26 protein-coding genes are annotated in these 26,233 nt (G+C 39.0%); 21 read left to right on the top strand and 5 right to left on the bottom strand.

What is annotated here, in order from left to right:
• Window positions 1-65 precede the first annotated feature (65 nt).
• The 11 genes from ACFFIP_RS04315 to ACFFIP_RS04265 all read left to right on the top strand — a co-directional run bounded on the left by ACFFIP_RS04315 (window position 66) and on the right by ACFFIP_RS04265 (window position 8,899).
• Complete coding sequence (locus ACFFIP_RS04315; protein WP_382386338.1) at window positions 66-1,136, top strand: DUF4934 domain-containing protein; 1,071 nt, start codon at window positions 66-68, stop codon at window positions 1,134-1,136.
• A gap of 68 nt (window positions 1,137-1,204) precedes the next feature.
• Window positions 1,205-1,585 carry a cysteine peptidase family C39 domain-containing protein gene (locus ACFFIP_RS04310; protein ID WP_382386337.1) on the top strand — a complete coding sequence of 127 codons (381 nt, stop codon included), beginning with the start codon at window positions 1,205-1,207 and terminating at the stop codon, window positions 1,583-1,585.
• A 55-nt stretch (window positions 1,586-1,640) separates the two neighbouring features.
• Window positions 1,641-2,180 (top strand): ABC transporter transmembrane domain-containing protein, encoded by a 540-nt coding sequence (locus tag ACFFIP_RS04305; protein ID WP_382386336.1) that lies wholly within the window; start codon window positions 1,641-1,643, stop codon window positions 2,178-2,180.
• A 270-nt stretch (window positions 2,181-2,450) separates the two neighbouring features.
• Window positions 2,451-2,729: a cysteine peptidase family C39 domain-containing protein gene (locus ACFFIP_RS04300; protein WP_382386335.1), complete on the top strand. Its 279-nt coding sequence runs from the start codon at window positions 2,451-2,453 to the stop codon at window positions 2,727-2,729.
• Window positions 2,730-2,792: 63 nt separating this feature from the next.
• Window positions 2,793-4,022 carry a vitamin K epoxide reductase family protein gene (locus ACFFIP_RS04295; protein ID WP_382386334.1) on the top strand — a complete coding sequence of 410 codons (1,230 nt, stop codon included), beginning with the start codon at window positions 2,793-2,795 and terminating at the stop codon, window positions 4,020-4,022.
• Between the two features lie 105 nt (window positions 4,023-4,127).
• Window positions 4,128-4,316 carry a hypothetical protein gene (locus ACFFIP_RS04290; protein WP_382386333.1) on the top strand — a complete coding sequence of 63 codons (189 nt, stop codon included), beginning with the start codon at window positions 4,128-4,130 and terminating at the stop codon, window positions 4,314-4,316.
• Window positions 4,317-4,385: 69 nt separating this feature from the next.
• Window positions 4,386-5,519, top strand: a complete 1,134-nt coding sequence (locus tag ACFFIP_RS04285; RefSeq protein WP_382386332.1) for a DUF4221 family protein — start codon at window positions 4,386-4,388, stop codon at window positions 5,517-5,519.
• Between the two features lie 146 nt (window positions 5,520-5,665).
• The gene (locus ACFFIP_RS04280; protein WP_382386331.1) at window positions 5,666-5,869 is read left to right on the top strand and encodes a hypothetical protein; all 204 of its coding nucleotides are present in this window, start codon (window positions 5,666-5,668) and stop codon (window positions 5,867-5,869) included.
• Between the two features lie 175 nt (window positions 5,870-6,044).
• Window positions 6,045-7,112, top strand: a complete 1,068-nt coding sequence (locus tag ACFFIP_RS04275) for a DUF4934 domain-containing protein (protein WP_382386330.1) — start codon at window positions 6,045-6,047, stop codon at window positions 7,110-7,112.
• Between the two features lie 71 nt (window positions 7,113-7,183).
• Complete coding sequence (locus tag ACFFIP_RS04270; protein ID WP_382386329.1) at window positions 7,184-7,474, top strand: cysteine peptidase family C39 domain-containing protein; 291 nt, start codon at window positions 7,184-7,186, stop codon at window positions 7,472-7,474.
• Between the two features lie 285 nt (window positions 7,475-7,759).
• Window positions 7,760-8,899, top strand: a complete 1,140-nt coding sequence (locus tag ACFFIP_RS04265; RefSeq protein WP_382386328.1) for a DUF4221 family protein — start codon at window positions 7,760-7,762, stop codon at window positions 8,897-8,899.
• Between the two features lie 725 nt (window positions 8,900-9,624).
• On the opposite strand, the gene chrA is transcribed toward ACFFIP_RS04265, so the two are convergent.
• A complete protein-coding gene (gene chrA / locus ACFFIP_RS04260) occupies window positions 9,625-10,821 on the bottom strand; it encodes a chromate efflux transporter (RefSeq protein WP_382386327.1) in 1,197 nt (398 codons plus the stop codon).
• A 5-nt stretch (window positions 10,822-10,826) separates the two neighbouring features.
• Window positions 10,827-11,807 (bottom strand): isopenicillin N synthase family dioxygenase, encoded by a 981-nt coding sequence (locus ACFFIP_RS04255; RefSeq protein WP_382386326.1) that lies wholly within the window; start codon window positions 11,805-11,807, stop codon window positions 10,827-10,829.
• 78 nt (window positions 11,808-11,885) lie between these two features.
• On the opposite strand from ACFFIP_RS04255, the gene ACFFIP_RS04250 reads away from it, so the two are divergent.
• Window positions 11,886-12,653: a hypothetical protein gene (locus ACFFIP_RS04250; RefSeq protein WP_382386325.1), complete on the top strand. Its 768-nt coding sequence runs from the start codon at window positions 11,886-11,888 to the stop codon at window positions 12,651-12,653.
• 37 nt (window positions 12,654-12,690) lie between these two features.
• On the opposite strand, the gene ACFFIP_RS04245 is transcribed toward ACFFIP_RS04250, so the two are convergent.
• Window positions 12,691-13,887 carry an MFS transporter gene (locus ACFFIP_RS04245; protein ID WP_382386324.1) on the bottom strand — a complete coding sequence of 399 codons (1,197 nt, stop codon included), beginning with the start codon at window positions 13,885-13,887 and terminating at the stop codon, window positions 12,691-12,693.
• A 132-nt stretch (window positions 13,888-14,019) separates the two neighbouring features.
• Here ACFFIP_RS04245 and ACFFIP_RS04240 point away from each other — a divergent pair, with 132 nt between their 5' ends.
• The 6 genes from ACFFIP_RS04240 to rpiB all read left to right on the top strand — a co-directional run bounded on the left by ACFFIP_RS04240 (window position 14,020) and on the right by rpiB (window position 20,856).
• The gene (locus ACFFIP_RS04240) at window positions 14,020-14,604 is read left to right on the top strand and encodes a VTT domain-containing protein (protein ID WP_382386323.1); all 585 of its coding nucleotides are present in this window, start codon (window positions 14,020-14,022) and stop codon (window positions 14,602-14,604) included.
• Window positions 14,605-14,655: 51 nt separating this feature from the next.
• Window positions 14,656-17,472, top strand: a complete 2,817-nt coding sequence (gene uvrA / locus ACFFIP_RS04235; RefSeq protein ID WP_382386322.1) for an excinuclease ABC subunit UvrA — start codon at window positions 14,656-14,658, stop codon at window positions 17,470-17,472.
• 118 nt (window positions 17,473-17,590) lie between these two features.
• Window positions 17,591-18,193: a trimeric intracellular cation channel family protein gene (locus tag ACFFIP_RS04230; RefSeq protein WP_382386321.1), complete on the top strand. Its 603-nt coding sequence runs from the start codon at window positions 17,591-17,593 to the stop codon at window positions 18,191-18,193.
• An 86-nt stretch (window positions 18,194-18,279) separates the two neighbouring features.
• Window positions 18,280-19,548 carry a serine hydroxymethyltransferase gene (glyA, locus tag ACFFIP_RS04225; protein WP_382386320.1) on the top strand — a complete coding sequence of 423 codons (1,269 nt, stop codon included), beginning with the start codon at window positions 18,280-18,282 and terminating at the stop codon, window positions 19,546-19,548.
• A gap of 15 nt (window positions 19,549-19,563) precedes the next feature.
• Window positions 19,564-20,406: a twin-arginine translocase subunit TatC gene (tatC, locus tag ACFFIP_RS04220; RefSeq protein WP_382386319.1), complete on the top strand. Its 843-nt coding sequence runs from the start codon at window positions 19,564-19,566 to the stop codon at window positions 20,404-20,406.
• 12 nt (window positions 20,407-20,418) lie between these two features.
• Window positions 20,419-20,856, top strand: coding sequence for a ribose 5-phosphate isomerase B (gene rpiB, locus ACFFIP_RS04215; protein WP_382386318.1), 438 nt, complete (start codon window positions 20,419-20,421; stop codon window positions 20,854-20,856).
• Window positions 20,857-21,009: 153 nt separating this feature from the next.
• Here the strand turns inward: rpiB and ACFFIP_RS04210 are convergent, their stop codons facing one another.
• Window positions 21,010-22,368, bottom strand: a complete 1,359-nt coding sequence (locus ACFFIP_RS04210) for a hypothetical protein (RefSeq protein ID WP_382386317.1) — start codon at window positions 22,366-22,368, stop codon at window positions 21,010-21,012.
• 150 nt (window positions 22,369-22,518) lie between these two features.
• On the opposite strand from ACFFIP_RS04210, the gene rbfA reads away from it, so the two are divergent.
• Window positions 22,519-22,902: a 30S ribosome-binding factor RbfA gene (gene rbfA, locus ACFFIP_RS04205; protein WP_382386316.1), complete on the top strand. Its 384-nt coding sequence runs from the start codon at window positions 22,519-22,521 to the stop codon at window positions 22,900-22,902.
• Window positions 22,903-22,916: 14 nt separating this feature from the next.
• Entirely contained in the window at window positions 22,917-24,140 is a 1,224-nt protein-coding gene (locus ACFFIP_RS04200; RefSeq protein ID WP_382386315.1) for an ABC transporter permease, read from the top strand.
• 588 nt (window positions 24,141-24,728) lie between these two features.
• Here ACFFIP_RS04200 and ACFFIP_RS04195 read toward each other — a convergent pair.
• On the bottom strand, window positions 24,729-25,124 hold the full coding sequence (locus ACFFIP_RS04195; protein ID WP_382386314.1) for a DUF2784 domain-containing protein: 396 nt from the start codon (window positions 25,122-25,124) through the stop codon (window positions 24,729-24,731).
• 456 nt (window positions 25,125-25,580) lie between these two features.
• Between ACFFIP_RS04195 and ACFFIP_RS04190 the strand changes: the two genes are divergently transcribed.
• Window positions 25,581-26,177, top strand: coding sequence for a hypothetical protein (locus ACFFIP_RS04190; protein ID WP_382386313.1), 597 nt, complete (start codon window positions 25,581-25,583; stop codon window positions 26,175-26,177).
• Window positions 26,178-26,233: the final 56 nt, after the last annotated feature.

Raw genomic sequence — 26,233 nt, 5'->3', positions numbered from 1 at the left:
CTTAAACATCATGTCAATTAATTAAAAATTACTAAGTGCAAAAATAATGATTTATTAATTTAATTATGAAAAAAATTTTAATTGTACTCAGTATCTCATTTGTGGTTCTGGTTTTGACTTCCTGTAATAGGTCCGATACATCAAATATGCTATATATAGAGGTCCCTCAAAATATAGACAACGAATTAAAATTGGATATGCTTTCGAAATCAATAAAGATTGTCAAACTGGAAACAAATTCGGAAGTTTTAATAAGCCGAATATCAGAAGTATATTTTTTCGGAGGCTTGTTATATGTGGTTGATGGAACAGGGAGGGTCTTGATTTTTGATGATGATGGTAAGTATATAAAAAATCTGGGAAAAAAGGGAGATGGTCCAGGAGAATATAGGTTTCTAACAGGATTTGCATGGGACAGTAGAACAGGAAACTTTTTCTTGGGCAGTGGTGGAAAGGTGATGGTTTTTTCGGAAAATCACGAACTTTTGATGGAGAGAAAGTTGCCAACAAATTTCGATTTTTTAGAATACTCTGACGGAAATCTAAAAGCAATCACCCAAATGTATGACATCAAAGTAGATGGAGGATATTCTAATCAAACAGTATTATATACCATGGATTCAGAATTGGATATTTTGGATACCCTTATGCTAAGGAAGGTTTTTTTAGAGAAAAGGTCAGCTTCTACATTAGGGTACCGTCACTATTGGAGCGGCTATAATTTGAAAAAATTTGTTTACACTCCTGTCACAACTAATGAACCAATACTTCGTGATACCCTGTTTGAGTATATTGACAATAAGTTGGAACCATTTGCAAAACTCAACTTTCCTAAACCTAATAAGGATGAAAAAGGAAACAAAATTTATTGGATTTGTAACATCGTAAATACTTCCAATTATATCACTTCTCATTACTTTAAATCTGGAAATGAGATAATGATGTTCATTTTTGATAAAAAAAACGAAAGAGCATATAATTTTGAATTAGGAATTTTGGATGATGATGGAGATAGGGTGCTGTTGCGTCCATTGGATACTACTCATAATGTTTTTTATTTTGTTAAAAATTCAAAATATGCATCTAAAGAATTTGAAGAGCAAAACCCCATCATTGGCATTGTAAAATTGAAATAGATGTTAAGTATTACTTTTTATAAGAGAAGTTTAAAAATGAAGTTTTTGAATTTCACTTCCTTTTCCCAATGAAATCCTTCCCATTCTATAAACAACCCGATGCTAAAGACTGTGGCCCCACCTGCCTACGCATCATAGCCAAGCACTATGGCAAACTGGTATCATTAAAGGAAATCCGGGAGATATCGGAAACGACGAGGGAAGGTAGCAGCTTATTGAAACTGAGTGATGCCGCAGAGGCCATGGGATTCAAAACAATAGGTGCCAAGCTGAGTTTTGAGAAACTCAAACATGCACCGTTGCCCCTTATCGTCCATTGGGACAAGCAACACTTTGTAGTGGTGTATAAAATCAGGAAAGATACGGTCTATATTTCCGATCCTGCCTATGGTTTAATTCAATATACCAAGCAGGAATTTATTTCAAGATATAGGAAACAATGCCGATGAAAATACCAAAGAAGGCATCATCCTTCTGCTGGAACCTACCCCTACATTCAGGAAAATGAAATGGGAGGAAAAGGAAAAGCGTTCCCTCAGCTTCCTGTTCAAATACCTCTTCAACTATAAAAACCTGATAGCCCAGCTGGCCATCGGATTGCTGTTAGGCAGTCTCTTGCAGTTGATTTTTCCTTTCCTTACCCAGAGTATTGTGGATGTGGGGATCCAAAACCAAGATATTAACTTTATCTACCTGGTCCTTTTTGCACAGATCATGCTCTTTCTAGGGAGGATCAGCGTGGAAGTGCTCCGCAGCTGGATTTTGCTGCACTTGACGACCCGGGTTAATATTTCACTTGTTTCGGATTTTTTTATCAAATTGATGAACCTGCCCATTTCCTATTTCGATACCCGCATGACTGGGGATATCATGCAGCGGATTCGCGACTACCGCTCCGGGCCATCCGGAGCATGTGGCTTGGTATCATTGGTATTTAAGCCTTTGGCCTATTTTGGAAAGGAGTTGAAAATCCTTTACCAGGGGTACGAAGGCGAAACCTGCAGGCAGCCATGTTATCCAAAGGTACAACCTTCGGACAACTGAATACAGAATTTTTTCAAAAACTATAAAAAAAGTTTTAAATCCCGAAAACTTCAAATTCACTTATCAATTAGTTTGGAGGAGGGGGGTAAAACGAAGTTTTTAGAATTATCTTTGGTTTATTGCTATTAAAATAATTTAAATGCCTTCAAATTAGTAGGTTATAACGCAATATGGGTTTGGTATTTAAAAATTTATTTTTTAGGTTAGCCAACGTAATTAATCTTTTGAAAGAGATTATTTCTGATGAAGCTGTTTTTAACCTAAGTTTTTATGGAAAATTCGTTTTTGATTTTAAAGAAAATTCTGCGGCTACTGGATATTCCTTTTACTAAGGGCTACCTGGAAGAAATAGTAGGATCCCATCCTGAACAGGAATCCTTGCTTTCCATTTCAGATACCTTGAAACAATATAAGGTGGACAGCCTTGGACTCAACCTTACTATAGAAAAGTTAGAACAAATTCCGTTGCCCTGTATAATACAGATTCAAGAAAATGGACATCCTTTTTTTAGTGTGCTTACTAAATCGGAAATAGATACCGTATCCTAACTGGATGAAAAGGGGAAAATTAAAAACACTTCAAAAGAGGATTTTGGCAAAAACTGGACTGGTGTGACCTTGCTATTGGAAAAGTCTGATAAATCAGGTGAACCTGGATTTAAGGCGAGACAGCAGGATGCTTTCGTCTTCCGTTTTTTATGTATTTCCCTAGGATTAATAAGTCTCATTGGGTTAATTGCTTTTTATCAGCCTATTTTCGCAAACCCAAACCAAGCTCTTGTAATTTTGTCCCTTTTCCTGATAAAAGCTATTGGATTGTTCATTTCCACTGTTTTGCTTTGGTCAGAAGTTGATAAGGGCAATAAAGCAATAAAAGATTTTTGTACAGGAGTGGAAAATAAAGACTGTAACTCAGTTATTTCTTCCTTTTCATTGCCAGGAGGGATAAGTTTAAGCATCATAGTTTTTGCCTACTTCTTTTCTGGAGTTCTCTTTTTGCTTTTGACTTCATTTTCAGGATCAGGTTTGCAGTTTTTTGGCTATTTGAGTCTGTCCGGAGTATTCATAATTCCCATTTCCATCTATTATCAATGGGCAAAAATCAAGAAGTGGTGCATGCTGTGCCTTTGGATTTCGACAGTACTGCTCGCAGAAATATTGCTTAGTCAGATTTTTCTTGTAAATACCGGCTCCGTACAATTTCAAGATTTGACATTGTTTTCCTTCTTATTTATTGGGACAGTAGTGGCTTGGCTGAGTCTTAAGCCATATTTCCTAGCTAAAAAGGAACTCCAAAAGCAAAAAACCAAACTGACCAGATTTCTTTCCAATAGTGAAACCTTTGAACATTTTTTATCGGGTTCAAGAAGTATTTCCAATAATCCAGAAGGATTGGGAATATTACTTAAAGGGGAAAATGCCAAATATCATGTACTCAAAGTATGCAATCCTTATTGCGGACCATGTGCTAATTCTCATCCTATTTTGGAAGAATTGTTTGCTTCCGGAAACATAAACTTACAGGTCATATTTCATCCCGGCGGAGAAGATGCAATTAGGTATAAAACAATCAGTCATATTATGGCAGTAGCTGCTCAGGCAAGTCAGGAGGAAATACAAAAAGCACTTGACGATTGGTACCTGCCAGAGAAAAAGGAATATGAAGCCTTTGCAGCCAAATACCCTATGAACGGGGAACTGAAAGCTCAGGAATCCCGCATTCAAGACATGCTAAATTGGTGCGAACAGGAAAATATCAGCTACACACCTACCATCTTTATCAATGGACACGAGTTACCTAAAGCCTACAGTATAGATGATCTAAAATATATTCTGGTATAAAAAACACCATTTTGTGATAAAAAATATTCAATCGCGATGAATGGTCACAGGCTTCGGGTGACTTTAATGTCCGAGGAAAGTAATATTTAATAAAATCTAAAAATCATGAAAAAGTTAAATTTAGAAATGTTAAGACTTACTTCTGACGAAGTTTTAGAGAGAAGTCAGATGAAGAAGATTACGGGTGGGTATGGTTCTTCTGGTGGTTGTAGTTGGAATGCATGTCCTGCAGGAACGGTATGTTGTGATTCTCATACACACTGGTGTAAAGGAGGATATTGTCAAAAAAGATAGGATGATTAGATAAATATGTTGAGGAAGCCAGAAGGTGAATGGCTTCCTCTTAGATAAATTGACAAAAAGATGAAGTATTTTACCTATTTAACTATTTTATTTATTTCAGTTTCCTGTCAAACCAAATTAAATAAACAGGCCAACTTTAATAATTTGTATTCAGTTGACACTGTTATTATTGATTCCAAAGAGAGCCTTTTGGATTTGGAATCAAATATTTTCAAATCTGACTTAAATGAAAGGAAAAGTTCCATTTTTTTATTTAACAAGTTCAAACATTTAATTGATGAAGTAGATCTTGATAACCTTGAGTTTGTCAATAATTATCCATTTGATTCTGATGGACCTGATGGAACAGGAGAGTATGTTAATGATATTTATGAAATATCAGATAGTTTATTTTTTATTAAATCATTTAATAGATCAGCTTTGTTTCATAAGAATGGTACACTTATCTACAAGATCAATTGGACTAATTCAATTGATTCTAATGGTTTGAAGTTTGGAAAAATCCCTCAAAAAGAAATTGCAGTAGGCTTAAATGATTTAAAGGTTTTTGGGTTAAGTTTTGAAAATAAAAATCGTGAAGTTTTTTTGGATATTCTGTCTGTAAAAGACAATTCAGTTGAACGATTTGATATCGATTCTGAAAAATCTTACCACAATTTCGTATTGGAAATTGATGACCCTCAAAACTACACTTTTATGGATCCTATTGTTTATTTGACTTCTGAAAATGATCAAATCATCATTAGCCACCAATATTCAAGTGAAATATTTATTTTCAATGGCGAAGGGGAATATTTGAAAACTCTAAAATGTGAACCCAGTATGACACCAAATCGAGCTTCTGATTTAAAAGGTAAGAGTTTCCATACAATTGAACAGATAGAGGAAGAATATCAAAAACTTTTGGAACAAGTAACATTTGCCCCTCCTGTATGGGATGGTGTGAACAAGAGGTATTTCCGGTTATCTGCTACAAGGATATTTAAAGAAGGAGAGGCAAAGGGTACATTGCACTCAGAACTCCAAGAAATTAAGGTGTATTTATCAGTTTTTGATTCTGATTTTAATTTGACTTCTGAGGTTTTGGTTCCTGAGTTGACAACTGAATTTGTCAAGTATTTTTCCAAAGACGGAAAACTATGGGTATTTGAAAATCTTGCAGATGAACTTGGTTTTATAGTGATCGACATCTAACTTTTTCCAGACTTATTTTAAATAAATTCTTAAAAAAACAAAAAATGATGGAATAACTATGAAAAATATTCAGTCGCGATGAATGGTCAGAAGCTTCGACTGACCATAATGCCCGGAGATGTTAATATTCAATAAAATCTAATATCATGAAAAAGTTAAGTTTAGAAATGCTCAGACTTACTTCCGATGAAGTACTTGGAAGAAGTCAGATGAAGAAGATTACGGGGGGTACGGCTTGGCACTGCCAATGTGGTGGAGGCCCTGTTTTTACTTTGTGGGATGACCATGTTAATCCAACAGAGGTTTGTGGGAACCAAAGTGGTTGGTGTCGTCCAGCACCTCAAACATAATTTTCGCTTTGAATCGCTAATCGCTATTAGGGCATCAATACAGATGCCCTTTTCCTATAATATAAAAAAAGTACAAGACTTAAGTTGGTGATTTCTATAAAAAACCGAATCACCAGAAACACCAATATATACTTTTGAAAAGTTGTTTAATTCATTATGTGCCAGAAATAAAATAATGAAAGCAGTCAAATATTTACATTTATATATCTTTTTATTGGTCTGTTTCTCTTGTAAAAAACCAATAAAAGAATCAAATCTCATTCATATTGAGGTGCCTTTAGCCATAAGCCCTGAAATATCAGTAGATGAACTGGCTGAATTACATGAGAAGATACACCTCGAAACTACAAAGGATGTTCTTTTAAGTTTTGTAAAAGATGTAAAAATACTGGAAGATAGAATTTATCTGGCAGAATTAAACCAGATTTCAGTCTTTGACAGGAAAGGAAATTTTATAGGAAGAATTGGGAAACAGGGAGACGGACCTGGAGAATATCAAAAAGTTGTTTCAATGGAAGTGGATGAAATTACTAACCGAATTTTTGTTACTTCAGGTTATAAATTACTCATTTACTCAACTGAAAATGAACTTTTGGAAGAAAGAAGGCTTCCAATGCCATTAGAATATATTACAGTAATTGACCAAGTTCCTTTCATTTTATCTGAACGTATTGGAGTCAAAGTTAATAACAGTTATGCTAATCAAACAAAATTATTTCGACTTAATCAATCATTGGATGTGAGTGATAGTATACCAGTCCGTACTATTTATATGGAAGAATTGACCATTGGAGGATTCTCCGTTAAATATTATATATCAAATATTGAAGAAGGGCTTTTCCTTTTCAAGCCAGTTTTTACTCCTGAGAATTTATTGCGCGATACACTTTACCGGATAGATACAAATATATTGACACCTTATCTTAAATTAGATTTTGAAAGGCCACAATCACTTAATGAACAAGGGTATCAAACTCTTCTTATTAATAATTTGAATATCTCATCAAATTATATTTTGTGTGAATATGACCAAGATTGGGAGCGTATGATGTTTTTGTACAATAAGAATGAGTCGAAAGGCTACAACCTTAAAGGTGGTCTGATTGACAGTCAAGGAAATGTAGTGTTATTGCGGCCTCTAGATTTAAACAATGACCTCTTTTATTACATTAAAAATGACGAATTCGAAGACAAATCCATTGAAGAGCAAAACCCTATATTAGGAATTGTGAAATTGAAATAACATGAAGCTAAACAATATTTATCTTAAAACGGTAAGATTGAAGTTTTTAAATTGTAAACCTTAATAATCATTTGAAAGTCTTTCCCTTCTATACACAACCCGATGCAAAAGACTGCGGTCCGACCTGCTTGAGGATTATTGCCAAGCACTATGGGAAGTTAATATCTTTAAAGGAAATACGGGAAATATCGGAAACGACAAGGGAAGGTAGCAGCTTACTTAAGTTGAGCGACGCAGCAGAGGCTTTGGGATTTAAGACCATAGGAGCCAAGCTGAATTTCAATAAACTCATGGAAGCCCCCTTTCCAGCTATTGTCCATTTGAACAAACATCACTTTGTAGTGGTGTATAAAATCAAATAAAAATGAAAAAGTTAAGTTTAGAAATGTTAAGACTTACTTCCGATGAAGTATTGGGAAGAAGTCAGATGAGGAAGATTACTGGGGGAGTTAATTCATTTGGTTGCAGTTATGGTGCTTGTGGAGGAAAAGATATGATTAAATGCTGCGATGACCATATTTATCAGTGTAGTGGCCCTACGGGCACATGCGTAAGGAGGTGATCGTAAGTATAAAGTTTTAATATCTTTCAACAATAGAAGAAGTCAAAATCTAATTTGGCTTCTTCATTAACTCAATTAAAGTCTCATGAAGTATTTGATAGCTTTTCTAGTAATATTCATTGCATTTTCCTGCCAAAAAGAGCATGGTAAAGAGTTTATTGGAAAAATGCAGTATGTGGTGGACACGGTAATTGTTGATTCTAATGGACAAATATTTGATTTAAGTAATGATATTTTAAAATCAGACTTAAATGAAGGGAATAGCTCCCTATTTTTGTTTAACCGCTTTGATCATTCTATTGATCTAATAGATTTAGATAGCCTTAAAATTGTGCGTAAATTTCTTTTTGAGGCTGAAGGATCTGAAGGAATAGGTGAAATAGTTAATTTTATAAATTTAGTCCAGGATAGTTTGGTTTTTATTAAATCCTACAATAATTCAGGGGTTTTTGATCTGAATGGAAAAAGCATAAAAAGAATTGATTGGATAAATTCTGTTGATTCAAAAGGTGAAACTTTTGGTGACTTCCCTAAGATACAAAAGGCAATTAAATCAGGAGGTCTTAGGGTATTTGGAATAACTTATGACAATTATGGCAGGAATGTTTTTTTAGATGTTTTGTCAGCACAAGAAAATGAAGTTAGCAGAGTTGAAATAGATGCTGAAAAGTCCTATCATGATTTTGTTTTGGCGATTGATGACCCGGCAGGCTATTTTTATTTGGATCCTTTGGTGTTTTTGGGATATGAGAATGATTTTATTCTAGTTAGCCATCAGTTTTCGAATGAAGTTTATCTCTTTAATCCAGATGGTAGTTTTTATAAAACCGCTCAATATGAAACTGCTATAACACCCAAAAGGGCAAAAGACCCGAATGCAAAAAGTATTACTTCTTTTGAAGAGATAAAAGAGAAATACCAATTTCTTTTGGAACAAGTCACATTTGGGCCGCCAGTTTGGGATAGGGAAAAAAATCGATATATGCGCTTATCTGCTTCAAGAATCTTTTCTGATATCCGTTCAAGCGAACATGCTCTTTTGCCTGATCTTGATAAAGTTAAGGTCTTTTTGTCTGTTTTTGACCAAGAATTTAACCTGATCTCCGAGGTCCATATCCCGGAATTGTCCAGAGAAAATGTGAAATACTTTGCCAAGGATGGAAAACTTTGGGTATTTCAAAATATCGATGATGAGCTGGGCTTTGTGGTGTTGACGATTTTATAATGATACGATATAACGTAGCCTGAAAATTTCCGAAATCCGATCTGCATGCTCCAACCTAAAGAAAGGCAAGCTCGATTCTATAATAGATATTAGACACAAGAAGCAAGACAAAAGACCAGATTGTTCTTCCAAAGTGAATCGGGCCTAACCCCTCGCTTCTCGCCTCTCGCCTCTAAAAAAGGATCATCAGCTCCTCCGAAAAACGAGTCTTGCTTCTTATCTCTTAATTCTGTTATAACCCACCTGACAGCCATCATCAAGTCTAACCTCTCGCTTCTCGTCTCAAGTAGTCTAAAAAAAGTGGAACTTGGGGGATTCGAATCTACCTGTGGTTAGACAGGCACACGACCTCTGCCCTGTCAAGGCAGCGCTCTAAACCAACTGAGCTAAAGGTCCATGTAGTGTTTTATTGGTAGTCTGGGATTCTTGCATTCTATCCTACGACCTTCCCGACCTATGTCGGGACGCTCTGTAAACCAACTGAGCTAAAGTTCCAAAATCAAGTGCTAAATACGGTAAAGACACTAACATTTGCAAAAACTTTTCGATGTGGATTTTTACCTTTTATGTAAATCAGTTGAAAGTAAAAACTTAGTGTCTTGCTCCTTTAGTGCCTCATTTACTTCATGGGATAGGATTTGAAATTGCCACGAAGACACGGAGGCACAAAGAGATGGTGAAATGAAAACTTTGTGTCTTTGTGGCAATTCCCTCAACAAAAAATATTAGAAAATCCAATTGTATCCAATCCCTGCCAAGATCCCGATGATGATAATCACAGGAGAACTCAGTTTAGTGAACTGCAACAATAGGTACGTGCCAAAAATAGCCAGGATATTGAACAGGTTGGCATCCAAAGGTTCAAAAAGGATATAGGCTGCCGCAATCAACATCCCTGAACTGACCGCATTGATCCCCTCCAGTGCTGCCCTGACCGGGCGGTATTTTTTGAGTTGATCCCAAAATTTGATGACAAAGAAAATCAAAAAGGTACCTGGAAGGAAAATCCCGGCCGCTGCGATAAAACCTCCCGTCAATAATCCCGGAATGCCATATTCTCGCATAGAAAGGGCCCCTACATAGGAGCTGATACTGAAAGTCGGGCCAGGAATTCCCTGTGAAATGCCGTACCCTGTCAGAAATTCCTGTGAACTCAGGAATTTTTTGAATTCCACAAACTCTGTATACAGGTAAGGCACGAGTACCTGCCCACCTCCAAATATCAGAGAACCGTTACGGTAGAAATTCTCAAAAAGAAGCACTGATTGGTTCTTGGTAATGGCCCCAATGACTGCAGCCACCACCAAAACTCCTCCCCATAGGAAGAAATTGGCCCAAGAGATATTCAATTTTTTCTCGCCGTCCTCTTTGGGTTGATCTCTGAATTTAAGGGAAGTACTGATGCCGCCAACTACCAGCAATAATGGGAAAACGTAAGGAGAATTGTAGAAAAAGGAAACAAAAGCTGAGAACATCATCAATACAGTGGCCTCCGGTGTCTTGACCATTTTGAAAATGGTTTTTTGGGCTGCGTAAATGATAAAACCAATGGCCATGGGCTGTATAAACTTGGCAAAATTCAAAGCGCCCGGTGTGTTTTCCTGTAAGAAATCTATCAAAAAAGCAGCGGCGATCATGAGCACCGTTGCAGGCAGTATCCAGACGAAAAGTGAGAGGTAAGCCAAATTAGGTCCACCTATACGGTAACCGATGGCTGAAATGGTTTGGGTCGAGGTAGGTCCAGGGAGTATCTGGCAGAGTGCATTCAATTCCCATAATTCTTCCTCTTTGATATAGCCCCGCTTTCTCACCATAAGGTCTAGTACCATGGCAAGAAAAGCCTGAGGACCTCCAAAGGCCGTTACGGAAAGTAGCAATACATCCTTGAGGTAGAGATAATACCGTACTTTCCGTACCGACATAAGGCTTATTTTTTAAGTCCTAGCTCTTTTAGACGCTCTTCCAGAAATGCTCCTGCTGTCGTGTCTTCAAATTGTTTGGGATTGTTGGCATCAATACAGCTTTCCAGGCATGTGAGGTCCATTTCTGACCTTGGGTGCATGAAAAATGGAATAGAGTACCTACTGGTATGCATCAGTTCACGAGGTGGGTTCACCACTCTGTGAATGGTCGATTTCAGTTTCTTATTGGTCAATCTTTCCAACATGTCTCCCACATTGACCACCAATTGATCCGGTAAGGCCGTGATCGGAATCCATTTGCCGTCCCTTCTCAGAACCTGCAAACCATCCGCCGAAGCACCCATCAATAAAGTAATCAGGTTGATGTCGCCATGTTCGGCAGCACGCACTGCATCTGCGGGCACTTCGTCAGGATTTTCAATCGGAAAATAATGGATCTGTCTCAGGATGGAGTTGCCGTATGCCACCTTGTCTTCAAAGTATTCTTCCTCAAGACCCAGATGAATGGCAATAGCACGGAGCATATTTTTACCGGCTTTTTCCAAGGTCCTGTAAGTCTCCAGGGCAATATCTTCGAATTCGGGTAATTCTTCTGGCCAAACATTGGCGGGGTATTCAGCTTTGATCGGATCACTGTCCGGAATATCGGACAATTCCTGCCCTACATGGTAAAATTCTTTCAGGTCACCAGTATTTCTACCTTTGGCATGTTCTTTTCCTTTGCCTGTGTATCCTCTTTGGAAGCCGATTTCGGGCTTTTCGTGTTTTGCCTTTACCTCATCGGGCAGGGTAAAATATTTTTTAATCACAGCATAAAGTTTATCCTGCAATTCCTGGCTCAAGCCATGGTTTTTGATGGCCACAAAGCCAATGTTTTGATACGCATCACCCAGCTTTTTTACAAATGCCGCCTTCTTCTCTGCATCCCCGGAAGTGAAGTCTGCCAGATCCAAGGATGGGATTTCATCATATAAAATCTCAGTCATATTTGGTAAATATTTATCCCGAAAGGTAAGTCATTTTCATCTAAATTTAAATAAATTAGCCATCTAGCCAGCATAACCATGAATAAAAACTATTTTCTACTGAGTTTATTGAGCAGCATTTTGATTTTTAGTTGTGAATCCCGCCGGGAAAAAAAAGAAGAAATGGTCATCCTGACTGCGCCAAAAGACAGTGTAGAGACCATTACTGAGAACATCAGTTTTTTCATGTATGAAGAAAAAAATGACTACCCTGATGCAGTGATAGAAATGTTTGCCCCATTGGGTAATCAGAAATTTAAGCCAGGTAAGGTACCCTTTGAATTCAATATCAAGAACTTTCCTTTTCAGGAAGGATTGGTGGGCACCCAGTTGAAAATGATCCTGAATTCGGGGGATCCGGTTGGATATAATTCTCCGATTTTTCAGAGAGAATTGAAAGAAGGAGCGTATAGGGCCGTGGCCTATTTGGTGGATGCAGAAGGTTTGGCGCTCAAAGAATTCGGAAATTACGTGGATAGAGATTTCCTTGTGGGAGAAACCAGACCCTTTCCTTATCAGGCTGAGCCTTACATTGCCCTCAACATGCCTGTCAACTATCAGTTGTATAAGGAGGGAGATGAAGTAATGGTGGATTTTCTTTTGTTAAATGGGGATATTGACCTTGATAAACTCAAAGTGGACATCAGGCTAAATGGTTATCATTATGAAACACAACAGGTGAGCCCTGTTAGGATAGCCAATCTCCCCAAAGGGGATTACCTGCTGAAGGTCAAATTGATGAGCAGGGATGGTAAAGATCTGGATGGACCTTTTTCAAGCGTCACGAAGTCCATAAAAATTGAATAAAACCCATTCCCAATAAGATACTTAGGAATGGGTTTGCTCACTTCATTCTGATGGCAATAATGATGGCAGAAATCATGGTCAGTCCGCCAATAGTCATGATGGAAGCACCAATGCCCAATCTATCCGCAATGATACCTGTCAGGATAGCACCGATGGCGTAACCCAAATCTCTCCATAAGCGGAACACCCCAATACTGTTGGCCCTGTCCTGTGGATGTGTATTTTCTGCTACAGTAGCCAAGAAAGTTGGATACACCATGGCAGTTCCCCAACCTAGAACAGCCGAAAGCGCTACATAATGTGTCATACTTTCCGCAAAAAGGAATAAAAACAGGGCAATGGCCTGCAGGAACATCCCGATGAACAAGAGGTGTTTTTTATTGAAGATGTCGGCCATTTTCCCGGTAAACAATTGTCCGAGGCCCCAAACTGCCGGGTAGATTGCCGTGATGACCCCCACTTCTGCAAGGTCAAATCCTTTTATGCTCAGTAGGATGGGGAAAATACCCCATGCCATACCATCGTTGAGATTATTGATCAAACCCGCTTGGGTTACCGAGCCCAGGTTTGGGTGTTTCCAGGTAGTCTCCCAAAATATATTGCCCAATTTGGGTACTGCTGAGATGGTGTTTTCAGCTGCCACATGTTTCCTGGTATCTTTGATCAGAAATATAGAACCCAGCAAACCCAAGATAGCCATGGCAATACCCAATATGAAGGGATAAGGTCTCAAGCCATACTCTGCAGCGATAAAGCCGGTCAGGAATGCGACAATTGCAACTGCCAGGTATCCTGCAAATTCATTCAGTCCCATGGCAAAACCTCTTTGTTTTTCACCGACCAGGTCAATTTTCATCACCACAGTACTGCTCCATGCCAGACCCTGATTGATACCCAGAAGTACATTGGCAGCGACAATCCAATCCCAGCTAGGGGCATACATGAGGATAAATGGTACAGGTAATCCAAATAACCAACCGATTGTCAGGAGGTTTTTCCTTCCGATTTTATTGGCAAATGCCCCCGCAAAGTAATTGGTGATGGCTTTGACAATCCCGAAAACTATGATAAAGGATAAGATGGCGGTTTTTGCCGCTATGGCAAACTCCACTTCGGCAATCTGTGGGAGAATACTTCGCTCCAAACCTACCATGCCCCCGACGAATGCATTGATAATGACCAGAAGGGTAAACTGTTTCCAGTTTTCCTTTAGGCCAAGTCTGATTTCTTCCATGCTGCAAATCTAAGAGAGTTAGCTCATAACTTTATGTGACCTTTATCCAAGAAGCATAGGTTTTACCAAATTAAATGCCTCGGGATTGGTTCAGGATTGAAATCTCAATTATCTTTAAATAAAGTAGATGGGATGGCTCTTGAAAAGATATTACGAGAGAAAGCAGCATTTTTGCTGAAAAATATCCTCAAAGGATTTCTGTATTTGGGAATCTTGGTTTTGGTATTTTTTCTGATCCAGAAAAGTTTTTCGGAACAGGAAAGACTGGAGTGGTTTGGAGAAATTTACAATAATCCGATACTGGTAATGTCGGTTTATGTGGGTTCGGAAATCCTTTTTGGCATCATTCCTCCTGAGGTCTTTATGCTTTGGTCATTGAAAACAGGGTTTTTAGGTCCTTATTTCCCTAGTGTTGGGATTTTATCCGTGATTTCATACGCTGCTGGGCTTTTTAATTACACCATTGGAAGCCTGCTTAACCACAAAAGTCAGGTGATGCAGAGTGATTATAAAATCATAGCAAAGTACAGGGACTTATTTTTAAAGTATGGAGCGCACCTTGTTGTCGTGGCTGCTGTCAGCCCAGTTCCATTTTCTGCGGTTTCCTTATTGGCCGGAGCTGGAGGTTTGGATAGGAACAAATATCTGCTTTTCAGTTTATTCAGGATTGTGCGCTTTTTTGCATATGCCTACATTATTTGGAAGATTGAAGCTTAATCTTGCCAACAAATTACGAATTCAGCGGTTGAATGGGTAACTTTGCCCTTTATGAGTCTGACCAACGAAATTACATTGCCATCTATCGATACCCTTGACCCAAAGGAATATATTATCATCAAAAATGCCAGGGTCAATAACCTCAAAAGCCTAAGTGTAGCCATCCCCAGAAACAAGCTTGTGGTAGTCACAGGTCTATCTGGATCGGGGAAGTCATCCTTAGCCTTTGACACCTTGTTTGCAGAAGGACAGCGGATGTATGTGGAGAGTTTGAGTTCCTACGCCAGACAATTTTTGGGAAGAATGGAAAAACCCGATGTGGAATACATCAAGGGGGTCTCTCCTGCAATTGCCATTCAGCAAAAAGTGACTACCAAAAACCCCCGTTCTACTGTAGGTACCACAACAGAGATTTATGATTACCTCAAATTACTTTTCAGTAGGATCGGAAGGACGATTTCTCCTGTCAGTGGGGATGAGGTGAAGCACCATACCGTCACAGATGTAGTGGATTTCATCCATACCTTTGAGGAGGGCGAGAAGGTGATGGTCTCCTGTCCGCTTCATTTGTCGAAGGGCAGGTCTATGAAACAGGAACTGGACTTGTTGCTGCAAAAAGGTTTTACCCGTGTGCTGGTCAATGGCGATCCTTATTTTGTGGAGGATATGGTCAGTATGTCTGACTTGCCGAAGGGGGAGTACGAGATATTGATTGATAGGGCCTCGATCAGACATGAGGATGAGGACAATCAGTTTAGGATCGCAGATTCTGTACAGACAGCATTTTTTGAAGGGCATGGGGAATGTACCGTCTTGATACCGGATAAAGTGAAGCGAACCTTTTCGGATAGGTTCGAACTGGACGGGATGAGTTTTGAACTGCCCTCGGTCAACTTCTTCAGTTTCAATAACCCCTATGGAGCATGCAAGACATGTGAGGGTTTTGGTTCTGTCTTGGGGATAGATCCTGACCTGGTGATACCGGATAAAAGCATGTCCGTGTACGAAGGTGCCATAGCTCCCTGGAGGGGAGAAAGTACAGGAAAGTGGTTAGAGCCATTGGTGAAAAAAGGAATTTATTTTGATTTCCCTATTCATAGAGCATATGAAGACCTGAGTGATGCGGAAAAGGAGTTGATCTGGACAGGAAACTCTTATTTCAAAGGCCTTAATGCATTTTTTGAAGATTTGGAATCCAAAACCCATAAAATCCAATATAGGGTAATGCTTTCCCGCTTCAGGGGGAGGACCACCTGTCCTGATTGTAAGGGGACAAGGTTGAGGAAAGACGCTTCCTATGTGAAGGTGAGCGGTAAATCCATTACGGATATTGTACTGATGCCGATTGAAAAGGCCTTGGCCTTTTTTCAGGAAATTGAATTATCCGAAGCAGAGAGTAAGGTGGCTAACCGACTGTTGAAGGAGATTCTGAATCGTCTGGAATATATTGACAAAGTGGGTTTGGGATATTTGACACTCAACAGGCTGACTTCTACACTTTCAGGAGGAGAATATCAAAGGATTAAACTTGCCACTTCACTGGGTTCTGCATTGGTGGGGTCTATGTATATTCTTGATGAGCCGAGTATTGGTCTGCACCCTAGGGATACAGACAGGCTGATTGAAGTATTAAAAAGCCTAAGGGATATGGGCAATACGGTTATCGTGGTGGAACATGAGGAAAAGATCATGAAAGCAGCTGACCAGATTATTGATATTGGACCGGATGCTGGACTGAAAGGGGGGGAATTGGTTTTCCAGGGTAACCTGGATGAGCTTTTGACAGAAGGTAAAAGTTATACTGCCCAATACCTGAAAGGGGAGGAGAAGATTCAAACCAAGACCCAAAATAGAAAGTGGAGGGACAGTATCCTGGTGAAGGGAGCTAGGGAAAACAATCTCAAAAACCTTACGGTAAAATTTCCGCTGAATACATTGACAGTGGTAACGGGAGTCAGTGGATCTGGAAAGTCAACCCTCATCAAAAAAGTATTGTATCCGGCTTTGGGCAAATACCTGGGAACGGTAATTGATGAAACAGGGAAATTTGACAAGTTGGAGGGTGATTTCAAGAAAATAAGTCAGGTAGAGTTTGTGGATCAAAACCCCATCGGTAAATCATCGAGATCAAATCCTGTTACTTATGTGAAGGCATACGATGCGATCAGGACCTTGTTCTCGGACCAGCCTTTGGCGAAGCAAAGAGGGTATAAACCTGCTTTTTTCAGCTTCAATGTAGACGGAGGCAGGTGTGAGGCTTGTCAAGGGGAAGGTACGGTGACGGTAGAGATGCAGTTCATGGCGGATATCCATTTGACCTGTGAGTCCTGTAAAGGCAAGCGTTTCAAAAATGAGATTTTGGATGTCAAATACAAGGATAAAGACATTTCAGATATCCTCGCCATGACTATTGATGAAGCAATGGAATTCTTTCAGGGTAAGGCGGCCATCATCAATAAGTTGCAACCTTTACAGGAAGTAGGTTTGGGTTATGTGGGCATGGGGCAATCCTCCAACACCTTATCAGGCGGTGAGGCGCAAAGGGTGAAGCTGGCATCCTTCTTGGGCAAAGGCGGCACTAAGCCTGGGGATCATATTCTGTTTATTTTCGATGAGCCTACTACCGGTCTCCATTTCCATGATATCCGCAAATTGTTGCACTCCATTAATGCCTTGATAGAGCAGGGACATTCCGTCATCATTATCGAACACAATACAGAAGTGATCAAAGCAGCAGATTGGGTAGTTGATTTAGGGCCTGAAGGCGGAGAAAAAGGAGGACATGTAACCTTCGAAGGCACGCCTGAATCCATGATGGCAGAAGAAGGTAATTATACGGCTAAGTATTTAAAGGAAAGCTTTCAATAAAGCTCCAAATTTCAAGTTTCAAACTCAAAAATTCAAAAATTGAATATTCTTGAGTCAAAATTATTAGTTGTATTCATTTGAATTTGGATTTTGTGATTTGGAATTTTAATATTTAAGGATGGACTTACAATACCCTCTAGAACTGATTGGAACCTTTGTCTTTGCCATATCCGGGGCATTGGCAGTAAGGGACAAGGAGCATGATTTATTCGGTGCAGGTTTCACAGGGTTCATTACTGCTATAGGTGGAGGTACCTTGAGGGATGTGTTTTTAGGTTCTTACCCTTTGGTTTGGATCGGAGACATTTTCTTTTTGTATGCCATTTTAGCAGGTGTTTTAGCAGCATTTATTTTCCCGAAGTTTTTATTGAAGCTGAGAAAAACCATGTTTTTGTTTGATACTTTAGGAATAGGTTTTTTCACAGTATTAGGGGTTGAGAAGGCTTTGAGTTTGGGTGTAAGACCGGAGGTGGCTGCAATTATGGGGATGTTTACGGCTGTGATGGGCGGTGTGATCCGTGATACCTTGGTCAATGAAATTCCGATTTTGTTCAGAAAAGAGATTTATGCCTCTGCCTGTCTGGCGGGAGCTATTTTGTATTTGGTGCTGCATTACCTAGGATTGGAGAGAGATTATAATCTTTTGATTTCGACTATTGTGGTGATTGCCATTAGAATGGTTGCTTTCAGGTATAAATTGAGTTTGCCCAGATTGGATTGATCTGAATTTCCCGTATTTACATTTTATATTCAATTGGATAATCCATTGAATCAAGCTATTTTTGAGCACTTAATACAAAATCCCACATGAAAAGAGACCAAGTCATTTTTGACCTTATTGCCAAAGAGGAAAATCGTCAGAAAACAGGTATAGAATTGATCGCATCAGAAAACTTCACCAGTAAGCAGGTGATGGAGGCGGCAGGTAGTGTATTGACCAACAAATACGCAGAGGGTCTTCCCAACAAGCGATATTATGGAGGTTGTGAAGTAGTTGACCAGATTGAGCAATTAGCGATTGACCGTGCGAAGGAACTATTCGGTGCCACTTGGGCCAATGTTCAGCCACATTCCGGTGCTCAGGCAAATGCAGCAGTATTCTTGGCTTGTCTAAATCCTGGAGATCCGATCCTTGGATTTGATTTGTCACATGGGGGACACCTGACACATGGTTCACCTGTAAACTTCTCCGGAAAGTTGTACCAACCGCATTTTTATGGTGTGGAGGAAGAAACTGGCGTCATTGATTATGATAAAGTTGAAGTTAAGGCACTTGAAGTTAAACCAAAACTGTTGATTTGTGGGGCTTCTGCATACAGCAGGGATTGGGATTATGAGCGATTGAGAGACATCGCTGATCAGGTAGGAGCCATATTATTGGCGGATATTTCCCATCCATCAGGTTTGATTGCAAGAGGCTTATTGAATGATCCATTGGAATATTGTCATATCGTGACGACTACTACCCACAAGACCTTGAGGGGACCTCGTGGTGGTTTGATTTTGATGAGAGAGGACTTTGACAATCCATTCGGCCTGAAAACACCAAAAGGTGAATTAAGAAAAATGTCTTCACTTCTAGATTCAGGAGTTTTCCCAGGTACTCAAGGAGGTCCGTTGGAGCATATCATTGCAGCTAAGGCAGTGGCATTCCAGGAAGCTTTGTCTGACGAATACATGACATATGTCCTTCAAGTCAAAAAGAATGCTGCAGTGATGGCAAATGCATTTGTCGGATTGGGATATCAGATCATTTCAGGTGGCACAGACAATCATTTGATGTTGATCGACCTTCGCAACAAGGACCTTACCGGTAAACTGGCTGAAGAAACACTTGGTAAAGTAGATATTACGATCAACAAGAATATGGTTCCATTTGATACCAGATCTCCTTTTGTGACTTCTGGAATGAGGGTTGGCACTGCTGCTGTGACGACAAGAGGATTGAAAGAAGAGGATATGAAGCGAATTGTATCCCTGATTGATAAAGCACTTACCAATCATGATAATGAGACGGTATTGGCTGAAATCAAAAAAGAAGTCAATGATTGGATGGTCCAGTTTCCACTATATTAATTATTCCCAAAAAGCGTGGCTTTAGATCAGTATAGAGAAGAAGAGGAAGAAGAGGGATTATCCTTTTTGGATCATTTGGAGCAGTTGCGTTGGCATTTGCTTAGATCCGTTGCGGCTGTTTTGGTGTTTACCATTGCGGCTTTTCTTGCAAAAAGTATTGTGTTTGGTCAGATCATCCTTGGTCCCTCCAAGGTAGATTTCTTTACTTATCGCATGCTTTGCAAAATTTCGGATGCTTTGTCCATTGCTCCTTTATGTATAGAAAGTTTACCGTTTACCATTCAAAGCAGGCAAATGACGGGGCAATTTTCCATGCACATGACTTCTTCGGTAGTTGTTGGATTGATTGCTGCATTTCCCTATGTTTTTTGGGAATTCTGGAGGTTTATTAGTCCAGGTTTATATGCCAAAGAAAGACAAGCGGCCCGGGGAGCGGTATTCTTTGTGAGTTTACTGTTCTTTTCTGGAGCTGCATTTGGTTATTATATTCTGGCCCCACTTTCGATCAATTTTCTCTCCAACTACCAGTTGGACCCAAGTATTTTGAATGAGTTTGACATTACTTCTTATGTCAGTACTTTGACGATGTTGGTCTTGGCTTCTGCGATCATGTTCCAATTACCTGTTGTGGTATATTTTCTGTCCATGTCAGGATTGGTGACTTCTGCTATGCTTAAGGCATACCGCAGGCATTCAATTGTGGTGATTTTGATTTTGGCAGCGGTGATTACGCCTCCTGATGTAATCAGTCAGATTTTGATAGCCATGCCGATATTGGTCCTCTATGAAGCAGGGATTCAGATTGCCAAGAGATTGGAAAAGAAAAGAGCTAAAAGAGAATTGGAAGAAATGCAATAAAAGTAAAAACCCATGGCAAAGAAAATAGCAATCGGCGGAGATCATGCCGGATATGAATACAAAAAAAAGCTGATCCAAAGACTAGAGTCAGAGGGATATAGTGTTAAAGATTTTGGTCCATTTTCAGATGCCTCCGTTGATTATCCTGATTTTGTACACCCTGTTTGTGAAGGTATAGAGAAAGGAGAGTTTGATCAGGGAATTGTCATCTGTGGCAGTGGTAATGGGGTGGCCATAACTGCTAACAAACACCAGGGCATACGTGCTGCCTTGTGTTGGAATGAGGATTTGGCTGCATTAGCCAGGCAGCACAATAACGCCAATGTCATTGCCTTGCCGGCGCGTTTCGTTTCCTATGAATTGGCAGAACAAATGGCGCTTGTTTTTTTATCTACTGATTTCGAAGGAGGTAGGCATCAAAATAGGGTGAATAAAATAGCCTGTTCTTAAAATTCTATACTTAATAATTGATCTGATGGCGACTGTTTGAATTTTGGTTCAAACTGCTAATCGTATGGAAAGATGCTGTAACCCTAAGGAGGCAGCATCTTTTTTTTTGAATTGATGTCTATCAGGACTTAAAATATAAATTTGAAGGGGTTGCTATTCCTTTGTGTTGTTGGTGTCTAATAAAAAATAGTTACCTGATTTTCTGTATTGTTCCTTCAGGATAGGAAGGTGCTCGAGTAGCTCTTCAAAGAGCCCTTCTTCATCCACGATGACCTGAGGGGAAAATTGCTGAAAATGTTTGAAAGCCATGACTACATTTTCCAGATTGTTAAAATCTGTGAGCAGTTCTTTTGTAAGGTGATAGTTTAAGTAAGGGGTCACCTGTTTAGCGTTTTGGTAGTAAGCAAGATCATTTCCTAAAACCAAGGTGGTTTTGCCTTCAGTGATTTTATGTTTGTTTTGATAATAGACTCCATATGTATCCATTGTTTGGTTTTGTGTTTTCCAAAACAACCAAGAGTAGCCGATTATGGGGATTAGTAGCGAAAATGAGATCGAAGTAATCCTGAGAAACATGCCTTTTTTAACAGAAAGGAAAAGCATGGATATCAGATAAGTCAGGGCAGGAAGCATGATGACCAATTGATAAGGAGCAATTCTATTGGTCAGAAAAAATGCCGATGCACTGAAAAACAAGAATATCAGCATCAATTGGAGTTGTTTTTGCTGGTTTACTGTCAGTGATTTGAAAACAGAACCTGTGAACAATCCCATAAAGGAAAAAAACAAGGGAGTGACCAATAATAGCATCAGGTCTCTAAATCTGACATGTTTGTAAATTTCAAGTGTTCTTGATGTCAGAATATATTCTGTTATGAATTCCGGAAGTGCATCCTGCCAGAAGTAATATACGCTACAGATAAGTATGGGCAGAAAATACCCTATAATGGATAAAAGGAGTTGAGTAAAGGAAAAACCACTGATGATAATGCCAACCAATAGCATGTAGGGAAGAAAGAATACCAAGGGAAAATGAAAGCAAGCTGCAATTCCCCCAAATATCCCGACTAAAAGGACAGAGTCTTTGCCTTCTTTTTGCAGCACAGTCTGTGAAAACAATTGTCCTAAAGCAAAAATGATGAAAGTACTTCCCATCAGGGCGGGTGACAGTATCAGGATATCAAAGGATAAGTGAACCAAAATCATCAGCACAAAGGCGGGTATGTAGGTAATCTCTTCGAAAGATTTATAGCTGATAAAAAGACTGTTGAGGTACACCATCTGCAGGAAAAGTATTGCTCCTGCAAATAGTTTGAAGATCCAGATGTTTTTCCCGAAAACGAAAACAAGTATCCAATAAACCCAAGCTGAGAAAGGTCCGGTATCATCAAGGATGTCTTTGTACATGATTTTTCCTTCTGACATATTCTCACCGATAAGCATCCAAGTCATTTCCGGCTGAAGCAGAGGGACCTCAAGAACAAATAGGTAGATGCTGCTTAAAACAAGCATTAGGCCTAATATGGCAAAAAGACGAAAAGGGTCGTTTATTCGGAAAAAATTGATCAATTGCGTATTGGGTTCAAGTGTTATAGAATCAGGACCTACGAAATTAAAGGTTACGCATTTAATTCACTAAATTTGTACCAATTAAAATGAGATATGGAAAGTAAAAGACAGCAAAAATACAGTAAGCTTATTCAAAAGGAGATAGGTGAAATATTCCAAAAAGAGGCTAAACATTTGTTAGGCAGCTCTTTTGTGACAGTTTCCAGGGTAATCGTGAGTCCTGATCTTGGACTTGCAAAAATTTATCTGAGTTTTTTGCTCGATCAGGATAGGCCTGTTTTTGAAAAATTAAATGATAAAAAAAGTGAGTTGAGGAAGCATTTGGGAAATAGAATTGGTAAAAGTGTCAGAATTGTTCCTGAATTGGCATTGTTTATAGATGATTCTGCTACCTATGCGCAGCACATGGACAAAGTGATTTCTTCATTGGATATCCCAGAAGATTCAGATGAAGAGGAAGAAGAGAATGAAGATTAATTTTTAGCAAAAGTTTGAATCTCTCTTTTTTCATAGCATCCCGTTATTTCCGCAGCAAGAAAAAGCGGAATTTCATTACCGTCCTGTCACGGATTTCCATGATTGGTGTGGCGGTAGGTACGATGGCTTTGGTAGTTGTGCTATCTGTTTTTAATGGACTTGAGGATCTGGTGAGATCACTTTATGCTTCTTTTGATGCAGAATTGAAAGTGGAGGCTAGTTTGGGCAAATCTTTTGTGGCAGAGGAGGAATGGCTTGACTTAATCAAAGCATTGGAAGGAGTTGATATTGTAACTGAGGTGATAGAGGATAATGCACTTTTCAAGTATAGGGACTACCAGCATCTTGCAAGGATAAAAGGAGTATCTGCCAATTATCTGGATCATGGCAGATTTGGTCAAGGTTATGTTTGGGGAGATCTTGAGCTGGGGACAGGGCAGCAGCCTAAGGCTATTTTGGGTAGGGGTGTTGGTTTTTTCCTTTCAGTCGATCTGGACAATGAGTTTGAAATGCTACAGGTATTTTATCCCAAAGCCCCCAGAAGTGCCGGTACCATTGATCCTAATCAATTGTACAGCAGGGATATGATCAAGCCATCAGCATTTTTCAGCGTGGATAAAGAGTTTGATGATAATTATATCATAGCACCTCTTGAATTTGTAAGTAAACTGCTGAATTACGGCAACAGGCGGACATCCCTTGAGATCAAAGTGAAAGAGGGAGAAAGTATTCAAAGGGTGAAAAGACGCTTGAGAGCCCATTTGGGGGAAGGTTTTACAGTGAAAGACACCGATGAGCAACATGCTGGTCTATTGCGCACGATAAAAATTGAAAAGCTTTTTGTGTTTATCACCTTGAGTTTTATTCTTGCTGTGGCCTCATTCAATATCTTCTTTTCCCTATCCATGATAGCGATTGAGAAGAAAAAGGATACGGCAATCTTGTTTGCTATGGGGGCTAGACAAAAACTGATCAAGCAGATTTATATCAAACAAGGTGCAATCATTGCTTTTTCAGGAGCTATTATTGGATTGGTACTTGGATTTGTGCTTGTTTGGATGCAGGATAAGTTTGGTTTGATTTCTTTAGGAATAGCCTCATCCGTGATTGAAAATTATCCTGTAAAAATGATTTGGACGGACTTTTTATGGACAAGCGTGGCTGTTATTGCCATTACTTTTTTGGCGGCTTACCGTCCGGCTTTGATAGCATCAAAAGTGAAGTCTTATGAGCTATAAATAAAAAAGCTGTGAAAAACACTCTCACAGCTTTAGTCAATTAACAATAAACCCAAAATAACCAGCTGTAGGAGAAGGATTCGAACCTCCACGGGGCAGTTAGGCAGGAACACGAGCTCCATGTTCGCTTTATCCTGGGTTCCCCACCCCCGAGACAGGAGGGCTTGTCTGCCAGTTTCAACATCCTACAGTATAATTTTTTTCAATACCATGACCTGCCTTATGCAAATCTGATTTGGTTATTTGCTGTAGGAGAAGGATTCGAACCTCCACGGGGCAGTTAGGCAAGAACACGAGCTCCATGTTCGCTTTATCCTGGGTTCCCCACCCCCGAGACAGGAGGGCTTGTCTGCCAGTTTCAACATCCTACAGTGTGAGAAGACCTTTCGTCTTTCTTGATGATTCAAAATTAATAAAACAATTGTATAATTTAAAATAATATAACAAACAATCAAAAAAAATACATAAAATTTAATAAATAAATAAAATTATTAATGATAATGTAAAATAGAGCTCTTGAATTGATTCCGTTTTGTGAATTTGAAAATGGAAAGACATGGTCTGAATCTCAGGATAGACCCAATTGTATTAGCTTTTTTCTTGGTTTTCTTTATTTCTCCAAAAATTAACTTTCAATGAGATCATGAAGGCAAGAACAGCCAAGCTTAAAGTGAATGCATCAACCACTTTGGGAGGTAATTTTATATGAAGGATTCGCTCGATCAGATAACTGATGTAGGAATTCGGAAGATCAGATATGCCCTTTTGCCTGAGTACTTCCCAGTGCCAATCCGTTAGTGGGCAATAACCCCAACCATAAAAGAAACCCAAGAAGACCCATGATGTCAAGGTCAAGGAAATGGTCAATAAGTGCCATTTTCTTAAGGGTATCCAAATCCAGGCAAATAGATTGAATAAAATCAGTACTGAATGAAAAATCAGGAAAAATAAATCGACAATATCCAGTAATATTGGACTTTTCATTCATAGCTGGGTTAAACTCCTATTTTGTTTTATATGAATATACTGAACTTTGCCAGAAACTAATTCCAAAGCTTATAAAGTAAAAGCCAAATCTTTTCCTTTTACGGTCTTACGCCATCGGTATTCAGACCTTAAACTATAGGAATATTCGACTAATGACAGAATAGCGTACTATAAGGTTGTTTATTTTAAGATACTCAATTACGTTGTCTAAATAATTGAATTTTAGCATAATTGAGAGAAGGTGAAATTTTTTTTGAGATTACACACCCAGTATTTTACTTTTCACAAGTAACAAAATGAATTTTATTATATTTTATTTAAAAAATATACTTTTTTTATATCATTTTTTGTTAATCTCAGATTAAAAAGGCATATTTATTGCATATACTACAAAATCAGGATAAATCCTGAGTGTCTAAATGAATTGTATAGTATTAATATCACCTAAAACCGATGAATAAAAACCTACTCCTGACCCTATTTACTTTTTTTTGCTTTTCGGGGTACATTTTAGCCCAGGAACCGGAATCAACAGGTTCACTGAATAGCGGGACAATTTCCAGTCAATTTGATTACCTGAATTCAATTTCCAATAATTATCAGGAATACAAGGTGGTGAAGAAAGCCCATCTTGATAAAATAAGGAATAATGTCACGGATTCACTAAATGTCTTTAAGGATCAACTCGTCACCATCAAGCAGGACATGGTGGAGAGACAAAATCAGATAGCAGATCTTGAGGCACAGATGTCCGACATCCGGGAGCAATTGGCAGAGGCAGAAGAGGCAAGGGATAGTTTTTTCTTTTTAGGTATGCCTATTCATAAGTCTGCATATAATACCATGATGTGGACCCTTGTAGCCATATTGGCGGGTGCCTTCCTATTTTTCCTCTATAAATTCAGCCAAAGTTTCAAGGTTATTTCCAAGGCCAAAAAAGATTTGGAAGAAACCAGGGAAGAATTTGACCAGCATAGGAAAAACACACTGGATAGAGAAAGAAAATTGAAACGGGAACTTATTGATGCATTGAACCAGAAAGCCGTTTGATCCACCCAAATAGTAAAATCCAAAGAGCCCGCCAAAAGCGGGTTTTTTTATACCTT

The organism is Fontibacter flavus (genome assembly GCF_042432905.1).
Classification (GTDB): Bacteria; Bacteroidota; Bacteroidia; order Cytophagales; family Cyclobacteriaceae; genus Fontibacter; species Fontibacter flavus.
This window is presented reverse-complemented; position numbering and strand designations above follow the sequence as displayed.